Genomic DNA, 15,502 nt, shown 5'->3' with positions numbered 1-15,502 from the left:
CATGACCACTGCTGCTCTACGGCCTGTCTACTTCCTGTCGGACAGCACCGGCATCACCGCGGAAACCCTGGGGAATACGCTGCTGACGCAGTTCCCCGTGGACAACTTCGACCGCGTCACCATCCCCTTCATCACCACGGCTGAACAGGCCCGCTCCGTAGTGCGGACCATTGACGGCCTGGCTGCCACAGGGCCGCAGCCGCTGGTCTTTTCCACCGCCGTCAGCAGCGAGATACGGCAGATCCTGGCCGGCTGCAAGGGTGTCATCGTGGACCTGATCGGTACGCACGTGGGGGTCCTGGAACAGGCGCTGGGGGCACCGGCCAGCGGCGAACCGGGCCGGGCGCACGGGCTGGGGAACGCCGCGCGCTACCAGTCCCGGATGGCGGCGGTGGAGTACGCGATGGAGCACGACGACGGGCAGAGCCTGCGTGCGCTGGAGAAGGCCCAGGTGATCCTGGTGGCCCCGTCCCGGTGCGGCAAGACGCCCACCACCATGTACCTGGCGCTGCAGCACGGGATCTTCGCCGCCAACTTCCCGCTGGTGGATGAAGACTTCCAGCGGGACGGGCTGCCCAAGCCGCTGAAGCCCTTCGTGTCGAAGTGTTTCGGCTTGTCGTCCAACCCGCTGCGGCTCAGCCAGATCCGCACCGAGCGCCGCCCCAGTTCGCCGTATGCGTCGCTGCGGCAGTGCGGGTTCGAGCTCCGCAGCGCCGAGCAACTGTATGTTTCCCACCGGATTCCCTACCTCAACTCGGCCACCGTATCCGTGGAGGAAATGGCGGCCACCATCCTGCAACGGATGAACCTCAAGCACTAGGGCATTTCACAAACGTGGCATGGGCCACATCATGTGGAAAGTCCGCCCAAGACCTGAAACTGTTAGCAGGGTTTTTCTTCCGGCCGGCACTACCGTGGGTGGCCGGCCCTGCCTACGCCACCCCACTGCAAAGGAGCAGCAATCATGACGACAGACGTTCTGTGGTTCTCTGAACTTGGACTCAAGGACCTGGACAAGGTGGGCGGCAAGAACGCCTCCCTGGGCGAGATGGTGCAGAACCTGACCTCCGCCGGCGTCCAGGTTCCGGATGGTTTCGCCACCACGGCGGACGCGTACCGCAGGTTCCTGTCCGATTCCGGCCTGGACCAGAAGATTGCCGACCGCCTGGTGGGGCTGGACACCGATGACGTGACGGCCCTGGCTGCGGCCGGCCAGGAAATCCGCTCCCTGGTCCGCGATACGCCCTTCCTGCCGGACTTCGAGGCGCAGGTCCGCGAGGCCTACCAGCAGCTGGTGGACAAGCACGCCGGCTCCGCCGACCTGTCCTGGGCTGTCCGGTCCAGCGCCACCGCGGAGGACCTCCCCGATGCCTCCTTCGCCGGGCAGCAGGAAACCTTCCTGAACGTCCGCGGGATCGAGAACATCCTGCAGGCCATCAAGGACGTCTTCGCCTCGCTCTACAACGACCGTGCCATCGCCTACCGCGTGCACCACAAGTTCGAACACGCCGAAGTGGCACTCTCGGCCGGCATCCAGCGCATGGTGCGCTCCGACGTCGGCGCGTCCGGCGTCATGTTCACCATGGACACCGAGTCAGGCTTCCAGGACGCCGTGTTCGTCACCTCCTCCTATGGGCTGGGCGAGGCCGTGGTGCAGGGCGCCGTGAATCCTGACGAGTTCTACGTGTACAAGCCCGCCCTGGAGGCCGGCCGCCCGGCGATCCTCAAGCGCGGCCTGGGCGAGAAGGCCCTGCAGATGACGTACACCAACAGCAGCGAGATCGGCCGGACCATCGATTTCGTGCCGGTGGAGGACTCCCTGCGCGCGCGCTTCAGCCTGACGGACGACGACGTGGAGCAGCTTGCGCGGCATGCCGTCGCCATCGAGAAGCACTACGGCCGTCCCATGGACATTGAGTGGGGCAAGGACGGGACCGACGGCGGCCTGTACATCCTGCAGGCACGCCCGGAAACCGTGCAGTCACGCCGCGCCCCCGGCAGCATGAGCCGGTTCCGCCTGAACGAAAGCGGTCCCGTGCTGGTGGAGGGCCGTGCCATCGGCCAGCGGATCGGCGCCGGCAAGGTCCGGATCCTCACCTCCATCGACCAGATGGCCTCCTTCCAGACCGGCGACGTCCTGGTGGCGGATATGACGGACCCCGACTGGGAACCCATCATGAAGCGAGCCTCCGCCATCGTCACCAACCGCGGCGGCCGTACCTGCCACGCCGCCATCATCGCCCGCGAACTGGGGATTCCCGCCGTCGTGGGCACCGGCAACGCCACTGACTCGCTGTCCGACGGCCAGGAGGTCACTGTCTCCTGCGCCGACGGCGAGACCGGCACCATCTACCAGGGCCTGCTGGACTTCAGTGTTGAGGAAACCGGCATCACCCAGCTGCCCGAGGCGCCGGTGAAGGTCATGATGAACGTCGGCACCCCGGAGCAGGCGTTCACCTTCGCCCAGCTTCCCAACCACGGCGTGGGCCTGGCGCGGCTGGAGTTCATCATCAACCGGCAGATCGGCATCCACCCCAAGGCCCTGCTGAACCTGGACAGCCAGCCCGAGGACGTGGCCGCCGAGATCCGGGAGCGGATCAGCGCCTACGACAGCCCCCGCGACTACTACATCAAGCGGCTGGCCGAAGGCGTGGCCACCATCGCCGCGGCATTCGCGCCGGAGCCGGTGATCGTGCGCATGTCCGACTTCAAGTCGAACGAGTACGCCAACCTGATCGGTGGACCGGCCTACGAGCCGCACGAAGAGAACCCGATGATCGGTTTCCGCGGCGCGTCCCGGTACCTGGAGCCGTCCTTCCGGGACTGCTTCGACCTTGAGTGCGAGGCGCTGTCCTTTGTCCGCAACGAGATGGGCCTGACCAACGTCAAGCTGATGATCCCGTTCGTGCGGACCCTGGACGAGGCGCAGGGCGTCATCGAACTGCTCGCCGAGAACGGCCTGCGCCGCGGCGAAAACGGCCTCGAAGTGATCATGATGTGCGAGCTGCCGTCCAACGCCCTGCTGGCCGACGAGTTCCTGGAGCACTTCGACGGCTTCTCGATTGGCTCCAACGACATGACCCAGCTGACCCTGGGCCTGGACCGCGACTCGGCCATCGTGGCCAACAGCTTCGATGAGCGGGACGCGGCCGTCAAGAAGCTGCTCAGCATGGCCATCAAGGCCTGCCGGGCCCGCGGAAAGTACGTGGGCATCTGCGGCCAGGGCCCCAGCGACCACGCTGACTTCGCCGAGTGGCTGGTGAAGGAGGGCGTCAATTCCGTGTCCCTGAACCCGGACACCGTGGTGGACACCTGGCTCCGGCTCGCCGGCGCGTCGGAGGAGACGCCGGATGTCGCCGCAACTGCCGGCGTCTAGCGCCTAGCCACTACCCCTGGGCCGGTTCGGGCAGCAGCCCGAGCTGGCCCAGGAGTTCCAGTTGGTCGAAGTAGGCATGGTGCGATGTGACCACGCCGTCCTGTACCGCGGTGACATCGCAGCTCCTGACCCTGACCTGCCTACCGGTGGGCGGCAGCGTACCGCCCGTAGGCAGGCCCAACTGCCCGGTGTTCGTGCCCACCACAAAGCCTTCGGCAACGGCCACGTCCCCGGCCTCATGTGTGGCTGTCCGTTCGTACCTGACGTCAGGCATCGCCTCCCAGAAGTGTGAGTAATAGTCCGCAATCGCCGTCCGGCCGCTGATGCCGGCCTGGTCAGTGGTCCGGATGACCGCGTCCTCGGCATAGCAGCCGGCCAAAGCGTCCCTGTCCTTTGCGTCCATGGCCGCCATCAGGCGGTCCATGGCATCACGTGCCTGTCCCATGTGAGCCTCCCCTGGGTGCCGGACGCCGGGCCCGGTGCCCGGCATCCATACAGGGAAAGTACGACGACGGAACGCACCGTTGCGATCCCCTCGCCGGGGGTTTCTGGGCACACTGGAATCCCCCCAACCAGGGGATTGCCGCACTGGCCGCCGGGACGATACTGGAAGTATGTGGGAGGAGCGCGCGGAGCGTGCCCGGCGGGAGATAGCGGCCATGGCCGCCGCCGGGATAGACCTGGCAGACCTCTACGCCTCGGCGCTCGCCGTCGTGCAGCGGGAGGTACCGTTCGAGCAGGGCTGCTGGGCCGGCGTCGACCCCGATTCGATGGCGATGACCTCCATTTCCAACTGGCAGCCATGGCCGGTGTCCAGCCACCAGTTCGAGGAGTACTTCCTGCGGTTTGCCCAGTCGGAGTACACCGGCCGGGAGCCGAACACTTTCGTGGAACTGCTGCGGCGTCCACGGCCCGTGGCCAGGATCTCGGACGCGCCGCACCGGGAGGTGGCCGGCAGCGTCCGGATCAACGACCTGCTCAGGCCGCTGGGCCTGGAACACGAGCTCCGCGCCGCGTTCCGGGTGGACGAGGCGTGCTGGGGAGTGGGCAGCATCTTCCGGGAAGCCGGCCGGGATTTCACCGACCGGGAGGTGGAGTTCCTCTCCGCCATCACCGCCACCCTGGCTGCGGCGACCCGCGCCGTGGTCCGCGTGGCGCGCGCCACTGGACCGGCCGCCGTCGGGCCCGTCATTGTGCTGGCCGGCCTGCACGGCGACCTGCGCGCCGCTACCCCCGCGGCCGCTTCCTGGCTCGCCGCCGTGGAGGATGCGGCGCCGGGGCGGTTCAGCCAGACGCTCTATGCGGTGGTGGCGCAGGCCCACGCGGCAGTTTCCGGGACAGCCCGGGCACGGATGCGGGACGCCGCGAACAACTGGGTGGTGCTGCAGGCCAGCCGGCTGATCACCGGCGATGACCCGCAGCAGATGGTGGTCACCGTTGAACCGGCCACCACCCACGAACTCGCGAGCCTGCTGCTGATGGCGTACGGCGTCACAGCCCGGGAACGCGATGTGTGCCTCGAGGTGCTGACGGGCAGCTCGACGGCGGAAATCGCCCGGCACCTGTTTATCTCACCGCACACCGTCCATGACCACCTGAAATCGGTCTACGGGAAGGTGGGGGTCGGCAGCCGGGGCGAGCTGGTGGCGCGGCTGGTGGCGTGACTGGCTGCGCCGACCTGCGTGGGGTGGCAGGGAGATGCCGGGCGGGATCGAACCGGTCGAAGGACGAAGCACCGATCCACGCCGCGTCAGCCAGTGCTTTCCTCCGCCAGGATCTGTTCGCGCAGGATGTCCGCGTGGCCGCAGTGCTGCGCCAGTTCGCGGAGCATATGCAGGTACAGCCAGCGCAGCGGGACGGGTCCCCGCCTGTTCCCGGTTACCACGTCATCCAGGCCAAGGGGAGCGGCCGCGGCCCGGGACGCGGCGCAGGCCTCCCGGTGGGCTGCCCGGACGGAGGCGATGGTGTCGCCGGCATCCAGGATGAATGACTCGTCCGGCGTGGCAGGGATGCCGATCTCGCGGCGCGGGCGGCCGGTAAAGGCCTCATCGAACCAGACCTTCTCCACGAACGTGGCATGCTTCACCAGGCCCAGCAGCGTGGTGCGGGACGGGACCAGCCGCCGCCGTGCCTGCTCCTCGGTCAGCCCATCCAGGCAGGCGTCGAGCCCTGCCCGGTGCTCATCCAGGAAGAACTCGAACTGGACGCGCTCAGGCTCGTGGATGACGTCGTCCATGGAGTGGAAGTGGGAGGCCATACGCAGACCCTAGCAAGTGGACGTCAGCTTCGCGGAGCCGGGGGCCGCCGGTGCCGGTGGTGGAGCTCGTAGTGGTCGAACACGTCGGAGGACGTGTCTCCCACATGGCCGAACTTTCCGCGCAGCACGCCCGCAAGGTCCTCCAGGGCCGCGTAGAGCATTCGACCCGCAAACCGGAGTTCGGTGTTGTCGCTGTCCTGGGCTTCTGACGCCAACTGGTGGGCGTAGGCGAGGGTGGCCGGCAGCGATCCCCGCTGTTCCACCTCGTGGAAGTAGTACGTTTCGTGGAACGACAGGAGGTCGATGCTGACGGACGCCACATTTTCGGCCATCGACTCCAGCAGTGCCGCCGCGTGGCGGGCTTCCAGGGAGGCGATGCCGGCGGGGCCGGCCGCTTCCCGGAACAGGTTCAGCTGGTGGGCCAGGGCGCGGCGCCGGCTCAGTGCCGGGTAGGTCTGCAGGATCCAGGAAACCGTGGCCGTGAGCAGGCCAAAACCGGCCACCGCCTGGAAGGCCATCACCAGCCGAAGTATCGGATGGACGGCAACGATCTCGCCAAATCCCGCCGTGGAGAGTGCCACCAGCGAGATGTACAGCGCCTCGGCGAAGTCGGCCTGGCGGGGGATGTCGCTGGAGTAGGAGAAGCCGGCGGGCAAATGCGGAAGGTACAGCAGCGCCCAACCCACCGCGGCCAGGGTGGCCCAGGCGGCGATGACCGCAGCCATGGCCAGCGGCGCGGCGACGGAGGAAGCACCGCCCCTGAGCTTCCTGGACAGGAGCCAGAACCCGCGCATGATGGTCCGGCCCACCGGTCCTGAACCATGCGGATAAAGCAGGGTGTGGAAGACGTCGGCGATCATCAGCAGGATCAGTGCCGCCCCCACCGCCGTCAACAGCACGCCTTCGAAGTCCATGCCTCATTTTAAGTGCACCGGGATTAAGTACCGCGGAGTGCCCGGTCCGCTGGCTAGGCTGGCGCAATGGACTTTCAACTTCGCCAGGCCACGCCGGGGGATGCCGAAGCGGTGGTGCTCATGCAGACGCAGGCTCACGAGGAGTGCTACCCGCACCTGCTGTCGCCGGATTTTTTCCAGCGGCGCAGGGCGGCCATCCCGGAACGGGTGGAACGGCGGCGGGCTTTCCTGGACACCGAGGAGCCGCGCATCCTTGCGTTCGACGCCTCCGGCCAGTTGGTGGGCTACGCGGACGCCGGTCCCGGACGCGAGGATGACGCCCCTGAAGCGCTGGAACTGTACTCGATCTACACACTCCGGCGGACCTATGGGACTGGCCTGGGGGCAGCACTGGTGAGCGCCGCCGTCGGCCCCGCCCCCACGTACCTGTGGGTGCTCGAGGACAATCCCCGAGCCTTGGCGTTCTACCTGAAGCAGGGATTCCGGCCGGACGGGAAGCGCAACACCCTCCCGCCCGAATGGGAGGCGCTGCCCGAATTCCGGCTGGTGCGGGCGCGGCTTACAGCGCTTGCGCCAGGGACCGTCCCACGGTCAGGCCGGTGAAGATGCAGCCTCCCAGGAAGGTGCCTTCGAGCGCGTTGTACCCGTGGGCGCCGCCGCCGCCGAAGCCGGCGGCCTCGCCGGCAGCATAGAGCCCGGGAATGGGATCGCCGTCGCGGTCCAGTGCCTGGCCGGAGAGGTTGGTCTGGATCCCGCCCAGCGTTTTGCGCGTGACCACATGCAGGCGCACGGCGATGAGCGGACCTGCGGCGGGGTCCAGGATCCGGTGCGGCCTGACAGTACGGAACAGCCTGTCGCCCAGGAAACGGCGGCTGTTGCGGATGCCCGTTAGCTGGGCGTCCTTGGAATAGGGGTTCCGTATTTCGGCGTCGCGCTCCTCGATCTGCCGCGATATTTGCCCTTCATCCAGCAGCGGCTGGTCCGTCAGTGCGTTCATCCCGCGGACCAGGTGCGGCAGGGTATCCGCCACAATGAAATCCGCGCCGCGCTCCTTGAAGGCCTCGATGGGGCCGGCGGCGCCTCGGCGCAGCCGGGTCTTTAGCAGGAGCTTGAGGTCCCGGTTGGTGATGTCCGGGTTCTGTTCGGAGCCGGAGAGGGCGAACTCCTTTTCGATGATCCGCTGGTTGAGGATGAACCAGGAATGGCTGTACTGCTGGATGTCCGGTGTGGTCCGGAGGAAGCGGAGGGTGCCCAGGGTGTCGTACCCGGGCAGGCCGGGGGAGGGGAGCCGCCGGCCCAGCGCGTCGAACCACATGGAGGAGGGGCCCGGCAGGATCCGGATGGCGTGGTCCGGCCAGATGGGGTTCCAGTTCTGGATCCCCTCGGTGTAATGCCACATCCGGTCCCGGTTCACCAGCCGCACCCCGGACTGGTCGGCGATGTCCAGCATCCGCCCGTCCACGTGCTGCGGAACGCCGGTGACCATCCTGCGCGGCGGTGTTCCCAGCCGGTCCGGCCACCAGCGCCGCACCTGCTCATGGTTGCCGCCGATCCCGCCGGAAGCGATCACCACCGTCTGCGCCCGAAGCTCAAAGTCCCCAACAATGTCCCGGTTGGAGGACATCCCACGCGGCGACGCATCAGGTGCCAGCACGGCGCCGTGCACCCCGGTGACCGTGCCGCCGTCGTAGCTCAGACCATCCACCCGGTGCCGGAAGTAGAACGTGACGCTGCCTGCCGCGGCAGCCTCGCGCGCCTTGTCCGCGAACGGTTCCGACACCCCCGTACCGGTGCCCCACGGGACATGGAAGCGCGGGACCGAGTTGCCGTGGCCGCCGGCCCTGCCGTCCCCGCGCTCGGCCCAGCCCACCAGCGGCGTGAACCGGACGCCCTGCTCCTGCAGCCAGGAGCGTTTCTCACCTGCGGCGAACTCCACATACGCCCGGCCCCACTGCGCGGCCCACTCGTCCTCCGGGTGCGGGCCGTGCAGCCGGTCCCATTGCGCCGAGCCCTGCCAGTCCTGCCACGCCAGCTCGAAGGAATCTTTTACGCGCAGCCGGCGCTGCATGGGGGTGTCCACCAGGAACAGGCCGCCCAGCGACCAGAACGCCTGCCCGCCGAGGTTGGCGGCGTTTTCCTGCTCCACTATGGCCACGCGCTTGCCGGCGCGGACCAGCTCGTTGCTGGCCGCCAGCCCGGCCAGGCCGCCGCCGATGATGATGACGTCCGCGTCCATGCGTGCCTGCCTGGTTTCGAAAGTTGTTGTGACTGCTTGCCAAGCTATCGCACGTTTTGGCCTGTGTCCGGCTTTTCATGCCCGGCGCGCAGCGGCCGCCTGCCGCCTGCTAGTCTGTACGCCTGATGCGACGCGGCTGGGTCCGCAAGCAGGCGTCCGCGTCAGGCGATGCCGTCCCCAGCTCCGCCCTGCCGGGCGGGTCGGCGCCGGGGCGGGAACAGGTGATGGCCGCGGCCCTGTTTGCGTAGGCCGCCAGGACGTGCAGGTCACCGGGAGCAAGGGCCGCCAGGCGGGGTCTTGCCCCGGCTCCCAGGAGATCCAACTGCGACAGGCCGGCAATCAGGGCGGCCATGAAGGAGTCCCCCGCCCCGACCGTGTCTGCCACGTCAACAGGTTCGCCCTGCAGTTCCACCCTGCCCTGCCTGGTCAGGAGCACGGGCCCCTGCGCGCCGCGGGTCAGGGCTACCAATGCGGGCCCGAGCTCCAGCCAGGCCGCCAGCGACTCGTCGGGAGTCCGCTCCGGATAAAGCCAGCGCAGGTCCTCGTCGCTTGCCTTCACGACGTCGCTCGCGGCCACGAAATCCTCAGCCTGCCGCCGGGCCGAGGCAACGCCGGGGCTGATACCCGGGCGGCAATTAGGGTCGTAGCTGACGGTGGCACTCCTCCGGGCCGCTTCCACCAGGGCAAGCGTGGCGTGGCTGCCCGGCGGAAGCAGCGTCGCGATGGAACCTGTGTGCACGTGCGTGGACGCTTCCACTGCCGCAAGGGCGGGAAGTGACGCGCCGTTAATGTCCCAGGAGACTTGGAAGGCATACGTTGCCGCGCCGTCGTCGCCGAGTGTTGCCGTTGCCGTAGAGGTGGGCGCAGTGCCGCCCCGGACCGGCGCGACGCCGTTGGACCGGAGATGCTGATCGACCAGCAGCCCGTAGGCGTCGTCGTCGTAATGCGTCACCAGGCTTGTCGCAAAGCCCAGCCGTGCGGTTCCCACCGCAACGTTCAGGGGGCTGCCGCCGGGGTGGGCGTGGCGCCCGGCGAACCCCCGCCGCGGGTCATTGATGATGTCTACCAGTGACTCGCCGATCACGGTGACCCGCGGACCGCCGGCCGCGAAATCCGTTGCGTGGGAGGGTGTTGGCATGCTGCTTCCTTGCAGGGTGTTGGTGGGGGTGTGGTGCCGTGGTCAGCGGCCGGGATAAACCACTGCCTTGAGCTGTCCGGCCTGCTTGCCTGCCTTCAGCGCCTCTTCAGACTCGGACAGGGCGAACTTTCCCGTCACCAGGACGTCCAGGTCCACCTTGCCGTCGGCGAGCAGTTGGATGGCGAGCGGCCACGTGTTGGTGTAGCGGAAGACCCCGGAAAGCCAGATTTCGCGGTTCTGGATGTAGGAGACGGGGAGTTCGACGTCGTCGGCCCCCAGCCCCACAAGGATGACCCTGCCGGCGGGGGCGACGGCCTTGATTCCGGAACGGACCGCCTGAGGTGCACCGGACGCATCGATGAACGCATCGACGTCGAGCCCCTCGGCGCTGTCAGTCCGGGCGTTCAGGGCGTGGGTTGCCCCATGCTCCAGGGCAAAGGCCAGCCGGTCCTCGGCGATGTCGGAAATGTAGATTTCGGTCGCACCGAACGCCCGCGCTGCCTGGGCCGCGATGATGCCGATGGGGCCGGCGCCGGCGATCAGGACCCGGCTGCCGGGCCTGATCTCCGCCCGCTCGCACGCCCACAGGCCCACGGAGAGCGGTTCGATCAGGGCTGCTGCTTCATCGCTGACGCTGTCCGGGATGTCGTAGGCAAAGTCGGACTGGATGGTTACGTATTCCGCGAACGCGCCGTCGATCGGCGGGGTGGCGTAGAACTCGATGTCAGGGCAGAGGTTGTAGCGGCCGGCCTTGCACTGCCTGCATTTGCGGCACGGCCGCTGGGGCTCGACGGCGACCCGTTGGCCGATGCGGGCCGGGTCAACGGCGCTCCCGACGGCGGCGATCCGGCCGGAGAGTTCGTGGCCAAGGATCAGCGGGTGGTCCACCACGTACGGGCCGATCCGGCCGTGCTCGTAATAGTGGACGTCGCTCCCGCAGACGCCGACGGCGGCGACCTGCACCAGGACCTGGTCCGCGTCGAGCTGCGGGAGCGGCAGGGTTGCCATGGCCATGCCGCCCTGGCCCTTCAGGATGTTGGCACGCATTGTTGCGGGCAGGCCGGCGGTGGGGGCGGGGGACTGGGCGGTGGTGGTCATCGGGATGTTCCTTTCGAAAGTGGCGGGCACATTACTTGACGGCGCCCAAGGAGAGGCCCTGGACGAGTTTGTCCTGGGCGGCGAAGCCGGCGAACAGCACCGGCAGGGAAATGACGACGGCGGCCGCGCAGACCTTCGCGAGGAAGAGGCCCTGGCCGGAGACGAAACCGGTCAGGAAGACCGGTGCGGTGCCTGCCACCACGCCGGTGAGGACGCGGGCGAGGAGCAGCTCGTTCCAGCTGAAGATGAAGCAGATCAAGGCGGTGGCGGCGATGCCCGGCATCGCCACCGGGGCGATGACCTTGCGGAGGATGAGCAGGAGGTTGGCGCCGTCGATCTGGGCCGCCTCGAGCATTTCCTCCGGAACTTCGGCGAGGAAGGACCGCATCATCCAGACCGCGATGGGCAGGTTCATGGACGTGTACATCAGGATCAGGAACCAGATGTTGTCCAGGGCGCCGACGGTGCGCGCGAAAAGGTACAGCGGCAGGATCGCAGCCACCACGGGCATCATCTTGGTGGAGAGGAAGAAGAACATGACGTCGGTCCACTTCTTCACCGGCCTGATGGAAAGTGCGTAGGCGGCCGGGATGGACAGCACCAGGACGAGGACCGTGGAAAGGATGGAGGCGGCAGCGGAGTTGATCAGGGACGGCCAGGGGCTGACGCCGGAGGTTTCGCCGAAGAATTCCCGGTACGCGTCCAGTGTCAGGTTTGCCGCGATCGACGGCGGATTGGTGGCTGCGTCCGTCTCGGAGTGGAAGGAGGTCAGGATCATCCACACCACCGGGGAGGCGAAGAGCAGGGCCAGCAGCCATGCAGCGATGCCGGCGGCGGTGTTGTTGCGGGTGGGGTCCATCCGGGTCTTGCCGCGGCGTGCCCTCGTGCTGCCCGGGCTGGCGTGGGTGCTGCTTTGGGGCGCGGCGGGAGTAAGGGTGCTCATCGTGCTGCCTCCTTCTTGAAGAGCGAAAAGACGGTGCGGAGTGCGAAAGTGGCCACGATGATGGTGCCGATGACCACCACGACGCCGGCGGCGGATGCCAGGCCGTATTCGTTGGCGTAGTAGAACGTCTGGTAAATGGCGTAGGGCAGGTTTGCGGTACCCAGGCCGCCCGCGGTGAGGGTAAATACGGAGTCGAAGTTCTGCACGATGTAGATGGCGCCGAGCAGGCCGCCGAGTTCCAGGTACTGGCGCAGATGCGGAAGGGTCAGGTGCCGGAAGATCGCCCACGGTGTGGCGCCGTCCATCTGGGCGGCTTCCACGGTGTCCATGGGTCGGGACTGCAGGCCGGCGAGCAGTATGAGCATCATGAACGGCGTCCACTGCCAGACCAGCGAAACGATGACAGCCATCAGGGGTGCCTGGGAGAGCAGGTCCAGCTGCGGCGGCGTGGTGTTCCCGAAGAGCGACCAGATCCATGTCAGGATCCCGTTGACCAGCCCGTAGGCGGGGTTAAGGAGGGCGTGCTTCCAGATGAGGGCCGCGGCCACGGGGACCACCAGGAACGGTGCAATCAGCAGGGTTCGTGCAAGGCCCCGGCCCAGGAACTTCTTGTCCAGCAGCAGCGCCAGGCCCAGTCCGATGAGCAGGCTGGCCAGGACCACGGAGACGGTGAGGACGATGGTGGTGAAGATGGCCTGGCGGAGGTCGGGGTCGGTGAGGACCGTGACGTAGTTCTCCAGGCCGGCGAAGGCTGTCTTGGTGGGGCTCAGGCTGTTCCAGTTCAGGAACGAGATGAACAGGGTCACCACGAACGGGAGCTGGGTGACGACGATAAGGAAGATCAGGGCCGGGAGCAGCGGCGCACGCCGTGCCCAGGCCATGGCGCGTTCACGCAACTTGGCACTTCGTGCGGGTTTGGCTGCGGTATGTCCCGGTCGGGAGATACGCGCCGTTGCGGTAGTCATGGGATTCTCCTGCGGTTTTGGTTGGTGCTACTTGTACTTGTTGCCGATTTTTTGGGCAGCGTCCTGGCCCTTGGCCAAAGCTTCAGCCACCGTGCCCTGCCCGGCGATGGCAGAACTGACGCCCTGGGAGACGGTGGTGCCCAGGGCCGCAAACTCGGGGATGCCCACAAACTGGATTCCGACGGCGGGCCGCGGCTGGGTGCCCGGGTTCTTGGGGTCAGCGTTCTCAATGGCAAAGCGTTCGGCCTGGAAGAACGGGGCTGCCTTCTGGAATTCGGCATTCTGGTAGGTGGAAATGCGTTTGCCGGACGGAACCTTCGCCCAGCCGAGCTTGGATGCCACGAGTTGTTCGTATTCCTTGGAACTGGCCCAGGCGATGAACTTCCCGGCGGCGTCCTGCTTCTTGGATGCAGCCTGCTCGGCCCAGGACCAGGTCCACAGCCAGCCGGAGGACTTGGTTTCCTTGACGGGGGCCTGGGCGTACCCGATCCTGCCCTTGACGGGGGAAGTGTCGGCTTCGAGGGCGCCTGCTGCGGAGGTTGCGTCGTACCACATGGCCGTCTTGCCCTGGCTCATGTTGTTCAGGCACTCAGTGAAGCCAGCCTGCGCGGCTCCCGCGTCGCCGTGCTGGCGGACCAGGTTGGTGTAGAACTCGGTGGCTGCCGTGAACTCCGGGCTGTTGACCCGGGCGTTCCAGTCCTTGTCGAACCAGGTTCCCCCGAAGGTGTTCACCACGGTGGTCAGGGGCGCGAAGACCTGTCCCCAGCCGGGCTGGCCACGGAGGCAAATGCCCTTCATCCCCGGTGCTGCGCCGTCCACTTTCGCCGCGATGTCCGCCACCTGGTCCCAGGTGGGTTTGTCCGGCATGGTGAGGCCCTTGGCCTCGAGGATGTCCTTGCGGTACATCAGGAAGGATGATTCGCCGTAGAACGGTTCGCCGTAAAGCTTGCCGTCCGCGCCGGTGAGTGAGGCCGTATAGGCGGGGAGAATGTCCGCCTGGTCGAAGCCGGGGTCCTTGGCAACACTGTCCAGGGGTGCCAGCCAGCCATTGGCGGAGTAGAACGGGATTTCGTAGTTGGACAGCGACGCGACGTCGTACTGGCCGGCCTGGCTGGAGAATTCCTGGCTGATCTTGGCGCGGACATCGTTCTCCGGCAGGATCGTGAAGTTGACGTTGATGCCGGTTTCCTTGGTGAAGTTGTCTGCGGTGAGTTTCTGCAGGTCCTCCATTTGGGGGTTGTTGACCATCAGCACATTGATGCTGTTGGGGTTGCCGGCGGAATTGCCTCCGCCGGCGCCCGCACAGGCCGTGGCGCTCAAGGCGATGCAGAGTGCCCCGGCAGAGAGGACGGCAGCGCGCGTTTTCGGGCGCATAAAGGACTCCTTTGTTCTTCAGGAAGATGCAGGACCGGTGCACCCGGATTGCTGCGTCGGGGTGCCGGGCTGGTGCGCGGCCACCCACCGGAATCCCCGGTGCGCCGTGCTGATGTTCCTCAAGGTTAGGTGTGGGACATACATCACAACTAGCGCCCTGGTTGCCCATTTCTGATACTTATTTTCCGCAGAGGCGCACTGCAGCACGCGCTACGCTGGGAGGGGCGGCCCGAACGCTGTCCGGAATTCATAACCAGCGGATGCACGGAGACCACCATGGCCACAGAGGATGCCGCGCAGGAAGCCACCGCGCGGCTGGCCGAAAGGCTGCTCGGCATGCGGGCCAACCGGGAGGTGATCCCACCGGATCCCAACCACTCGGTACGCTGGCACCAGCACAGCTACCCCAGCCCGCTGGCGCGGTGGAACTACCACCCGGAGTACGAGATCCACCTCATCCGGAAGGGCACCGGAAAGTTCATCGTCGGCGACCACATCGGAACGTTTGAGGCCGGCCACGTGTCGATCGTGGGGTCAGGCCTGCCGCACGACTGGGTCAGCGACCTGGAGCCGGGCGAAGTTTTGGAGAACCGGGACGCGGTGATCCAGTTCGACGGCAAGTGGGTGGAGCAAGCCTCGGCCCTGGTCCCGGAACTGGCGGAGGTCAAGCCATTGCTGGAGCAGTCGGCGCGGGGCATCGAGTTCCTGGGCCAGACCGCAGTGGCGGCAGCAGCGGCCATCGAAGACATGGGCCCAACCACCGGCCTGCAGCGGCTGCAGCACCTGTTTGAATTGTTCGCGCTCCTGGCCGGGGCGCCGGAAGGCGACCGCCGCTACCTGGCCGAAGCCTGGTTCAGGCCGCAGCTGGACGGCCAGGCTGCCGCCGTCGTCGACCTTGTCCTGGAGTACGTGTTCAGCAACCACGCCGGCAGTGTGCGGATGTCTGAGGCCGCCGCGCTGGTGGGCATGCCCGAGCCCACGTTTTCGAAGTACTTCAAGCGGGCAACGGGGCAGAATTTCAGTGACCTGGTCCGGAAGCTGCGCCTGGCCCACGCCCGGCGCCTGCTTGAGCGCAGCGACAAGCCCGTGTCCGAGATCTGCTACGAGGTGGGCTTTTCCAACCTGTCCAACTTCAACCGGCACTTCCTCAACGACGCCGGTGAGACCCCCCGGAACTACCGGCAGCGGCTGCAGGGGTGAT

General features: G+C 67.1%; 14 protein-coding genes. 5 read left to right on the top strand and 9 right to left on the bottom strand.

The window, feature by feature from the left end; genetic code table 11:
- Position 1 precedes the first annotated feature (1 nt).
- Together PV772_RS16185 and ppsA are read left to right on the top strand one after the other, a co-directional pair.
- Positions 2-820 (top strand): pyruvate, water dikinase regulatory protein, encoded by an 819-nt coding sequence (locus tag PV772_RS16185; protein WP_347886813.1) that lies wholly within the window; start codon positions 2-4, stop codon positions 818-820.
- 144 nt (positions 821-964) lie between these two features.
- Positions 965-3,376 (top strand): phosphoenolpyruvate synthase, encoded by a 2,412-nt coding sequence (gene ppsA, locus PV772_RS16180; RefSeq protein WP_141157906.1) that lies wholly within the window; start codon positions 965-967, stop codon positions 3,374-3,376.
- A 10-nt stretch (positions 3,377-3,386) separates the two neighbouring features.
- On the opposite strand, the gene PV772_RS16175 is transcribed toward ppsA, so the two are convergent.
- Positions 3,387-3,821 (bottom strand): nuclear transport factor 2 family protein, encoded by a 435-nt coding sequence (locus PV772_RS16175; RefSeq protein WP_347886812.1) that lies wholly within the window; start codon positions 3,819-3,821, stop codon positions 3,387-3,389.
- A gap of 169 nt (positions 3,822-3,990) precedes the next feature.
- Here PV772_RS16175 and PV772_RS16170 point away from each other — a divergent pair, with 169 nt between their 5' ends.
- Positions 3,991-5,040, top strand: coding sequence for a helix-turn-helix transcriptional regulator (locus PV772_RS16170; RefSeq protein ID WP_347886811.1), 1,050 nt, complete (start codon positions 3,991-3,993; stop codon positions 5,038-5,040).
- An 86-nt stretch (positions 5,041-5,126) separates the two neighbouring features.
- Here the strand turns inward: PV772_RS16170 and PV772_RS16165 are convergent, their stop codons facing one another.
- Together PV772_RS16165 and PV772_RS16160 are read right to left on the bottom strand one after the other, a co-directional pair.
- Positions 5,127-5,633 (bottom strand): DinB family protein, encoded by a 507-nt coding sequence (locus PV772_RS16165; protein ID WP_347886810.1) that lies wholly within the window; start codon positions 5,631-5,633, stop codon positions 5,127-5,129.
- A gap of 23 nt (positions 5,634-5,656) precedes the next feature.
- Positions 5,657-6,547, bottom strand: a complete 891-nt coding sequence (locus PV772_RS16160) for a potassium channel family protein (RefSeq protein WP_347886809.1) — start codon at positions 6,545-6,547, stop codon at positions 5,657-5,659.
- Positions 6,548-6,613: 66 nt separating this feature from the next.
- Between PV772_RS16160 and PV772_RS16155 the strand changes: the two genes are divergently transcribed.
- Positions 6,614-7,150: a GNAT family N-acetyltransferase gene (locus tag PV772_RS16155; protein WP_347886808.1), complete on the top strand. Its 537-nt coding sequence runs from the start codon at positions 6,614-6,616 to the stop codon at positions 7,148-7,150.
- On the opposite strand, the gene PV772_RS16150 is transcribed toward PV772_RS16155, so the two are convergent.
- The 6 genes from PV772_RS16150 to PV772_RS16125 form a co-directional block, all read right to left on the bottom strand.
- Entirely contained in the window at positions 7,107-8,783 is a 1,677-nt protein-coding gene (locus PV772_RS16150; RefSeq protein ID WP_347886807.1) for an FAD-binding dehydrogenase, read from the bottom strand. The genes PV772_RS16155 and PV772_RS16150 overlap by 44 nt on opposite strands.
- A gap of 109 nt (positions 8,784-8,892) precedes the next feature.
- On the bottom strand, positions 8,893-9,921 hold the full coding sequence (locus PV772_RS16145) for a carbohydrate kinase (protein WP_347886806.1): 1,029 nt from the start codon (positions 9,919-9,921) through the stop codon (positions 8,893-8,895).
- 42 nt (positions 9,922-9,963) lie between these two features.
- On the bottom strand, positions 9,964-11,019 hold the full coding sequence (locus tag PV772_RS16140; protein ID WP_347886805.1) for an NAD(P)-dependent alcohol dehydrogenase: 1,056 nt from the start codon (positions 11,017-11,019) through the stop codon (positions 9,964-9,966).
- A gap of 31 nt (positions 11,020-11,050) precedes the next feature.
- A complete protein-coding gene (locus PV772_RS16135; protein ID WP_347886804.1) occupies positions 11,051-11,962 on the bottom strand; it encodes a carbohydrate ABC transporter permease in 912 nt (303 codons plus the stop codon).
- Complete coding sequence (locus tag PV772_RS16130) at positions 11,959-12,927, bottom strand: sugar ABC transporter permease (protein WP_347886803.1); 969 nt, start codon at positions 12,925-12,927, stop codon at positions 11,959-11,961. The genes PV772_RS16135 and PV772_RS16130 overlap by 4 nt, the downstream gene beginning before the upstream one ends.
- Before the next feature lie 27 nt (positions 12,928-12,954).
- Positions 12,955-14,301 carry a sugar ABC transporter substrate-binding protein gene (locus tag PV772_RS16125; RefSeq protein WP_347886802.1) on the bottom strand — a complete coding sequence of 449 codons (1,347 nt, stop codon included), beginning with the start codon at positions 14,299-14,301 and terminating at the stop codon, positions 12,955-12,957.
- Between the two features lie 276 nt (positions 14,302-14,577).
- Here PV772_RS16125 and PV772_RS16120 point away from each other — a divergent pair, with 276 nt between their 5' ends.
- Positions 14,578-15,501 carry an AraC family transcriptional regulator gene (locus PV772_RS16120; protein WP_307361649.1) on the top strand — a complete coding sequence of 308 codons (924 nt, stop codon included), beginning with the start codon at positions 14,578-14,580 and terminating at the stop codon, positions 15,499-15,501.
- Position 15,502 lies beyond the last annotated feature (1 nt).

This window comes from Pseudarthrobacter sp. CC12 (assembly GCF_039907755.1).
In the GTDB taxonomy this organism is placed as follows: domain Bacteria; phylum Actinomycetota; class Actinomycetes; order Actinomycetales; family Micrococcaceae; genus Arthrobacter; species Arthrobacter niigatensis.
This window is presented reverse-complemented; position numbering and strand designations above follow the sequence as displayed.

What these genes read in the sequence shown, in the direction of transcription:
- PV772_RS16185 (WP_347886813.1), top strand. Translation starts at nt 2, where the DNA reads ATGACCACTGCTGCTCTACGGCCTGTCTACTTCCTGTCGGACAGCACC.
- ppsA (WP_141157906.1), top strand. Translation starts at nt 965, where the DNA reads ATGACGACAGACGTTCTGTGGTTCTCTGAACTTGGACTCAAGGACCTG.
- PV772_RS16175 (WP_347886812.1), bottom strand. Translation starts at nt 3,821, where the DNA reads ATGGGACAGGCACGTGATGCCATGGACCGCCTGATGGCGGCCATGGAC.
- PV772_RS16170 (WP_347886811.1), top strand. Translation starts at nt 3,991, where the DNA reads ATGTGGGAGGAGCGCGCGGAGCGTGCCCGGCGGGAGATAGCGGCCATG.
- PV772_RS16165 (WP_347886810.1), bottom strand. Translation starts at nt 5,633, where the DNA reads ATGGCCTCCCACTTCCACTCCATGGACGACGTCATCCACGAGCCTGAG.
- PV772_RS16160 (WP_347886809.1), bottom strand. Translation starts at nt 6,547, where the DNA reads ATGGACTTCGAAGGCGTGCTGTTGACGGCGGTGGGGGCGGCACTGATC.
- PV772_RS16155 (WP_347886808.1), top strand. Translation starts at nt 6,614, where the DNA reads ATGGACTTTCAACTTCGCCAGGCCACGCCGGGGGATGCCGAAGCGGTG.
- PV772_RS16150 (WP_347886807.1), bottom strand. Translation starts at nt 8,783, where the DNA reads ATGGACGCGGACGTCATCATCATCGGCGGCGGCCTGGCCGGGCTGGCG.
- PV772_RS16145 (WP_347886806.1), bottom strand. Translation starts at nt 9,921, where the DNA reads ATGCCAACACCCTCCCACGCAACGGATTTCGCGGCCGGCGGTCCGCGG.
- PV772_RS16140 (WP_347886805.1), bottom strand. Translation starts at nt 11,019, where the DNA reads ATGACCACCACCGCCCAGTCCCCCGCCCCCACCGCCGGCCTGCCCGCA.
- PV772_RS16135 (WP_347886804.1), bottom strand. Translation starts at nt 11,962, where the DNA reads ATGAGCACCCTTACTCCCGCCGCGCCCCAAAGCAGCACCCACGCCAGC.
- PV772_RS16130 (WP_347886803.1), bottom strand. Translation starts at nt 12,927, where the DNA reads ATGACTACCGCAACGGCGCGTATCTCCCGACCGGGACATACCGCAGCC.
- PV772_RS16125 (WP_347886802.1), bottom strand. Translation starts at nt 14,301, where the DNA reads ATGCGCCCGAAAACGCGCGCTGCCGTCCTCTCTGCCGGGGCACTCTGC.
- PV772_RS16120 (WP_307361649.1), top strand. Translation starts at nt 14,578, where the DNA reads ATGGCCACAGAGGATGCCGCGCAGGAAGCCACCGCGCGGCTGGCCGAA.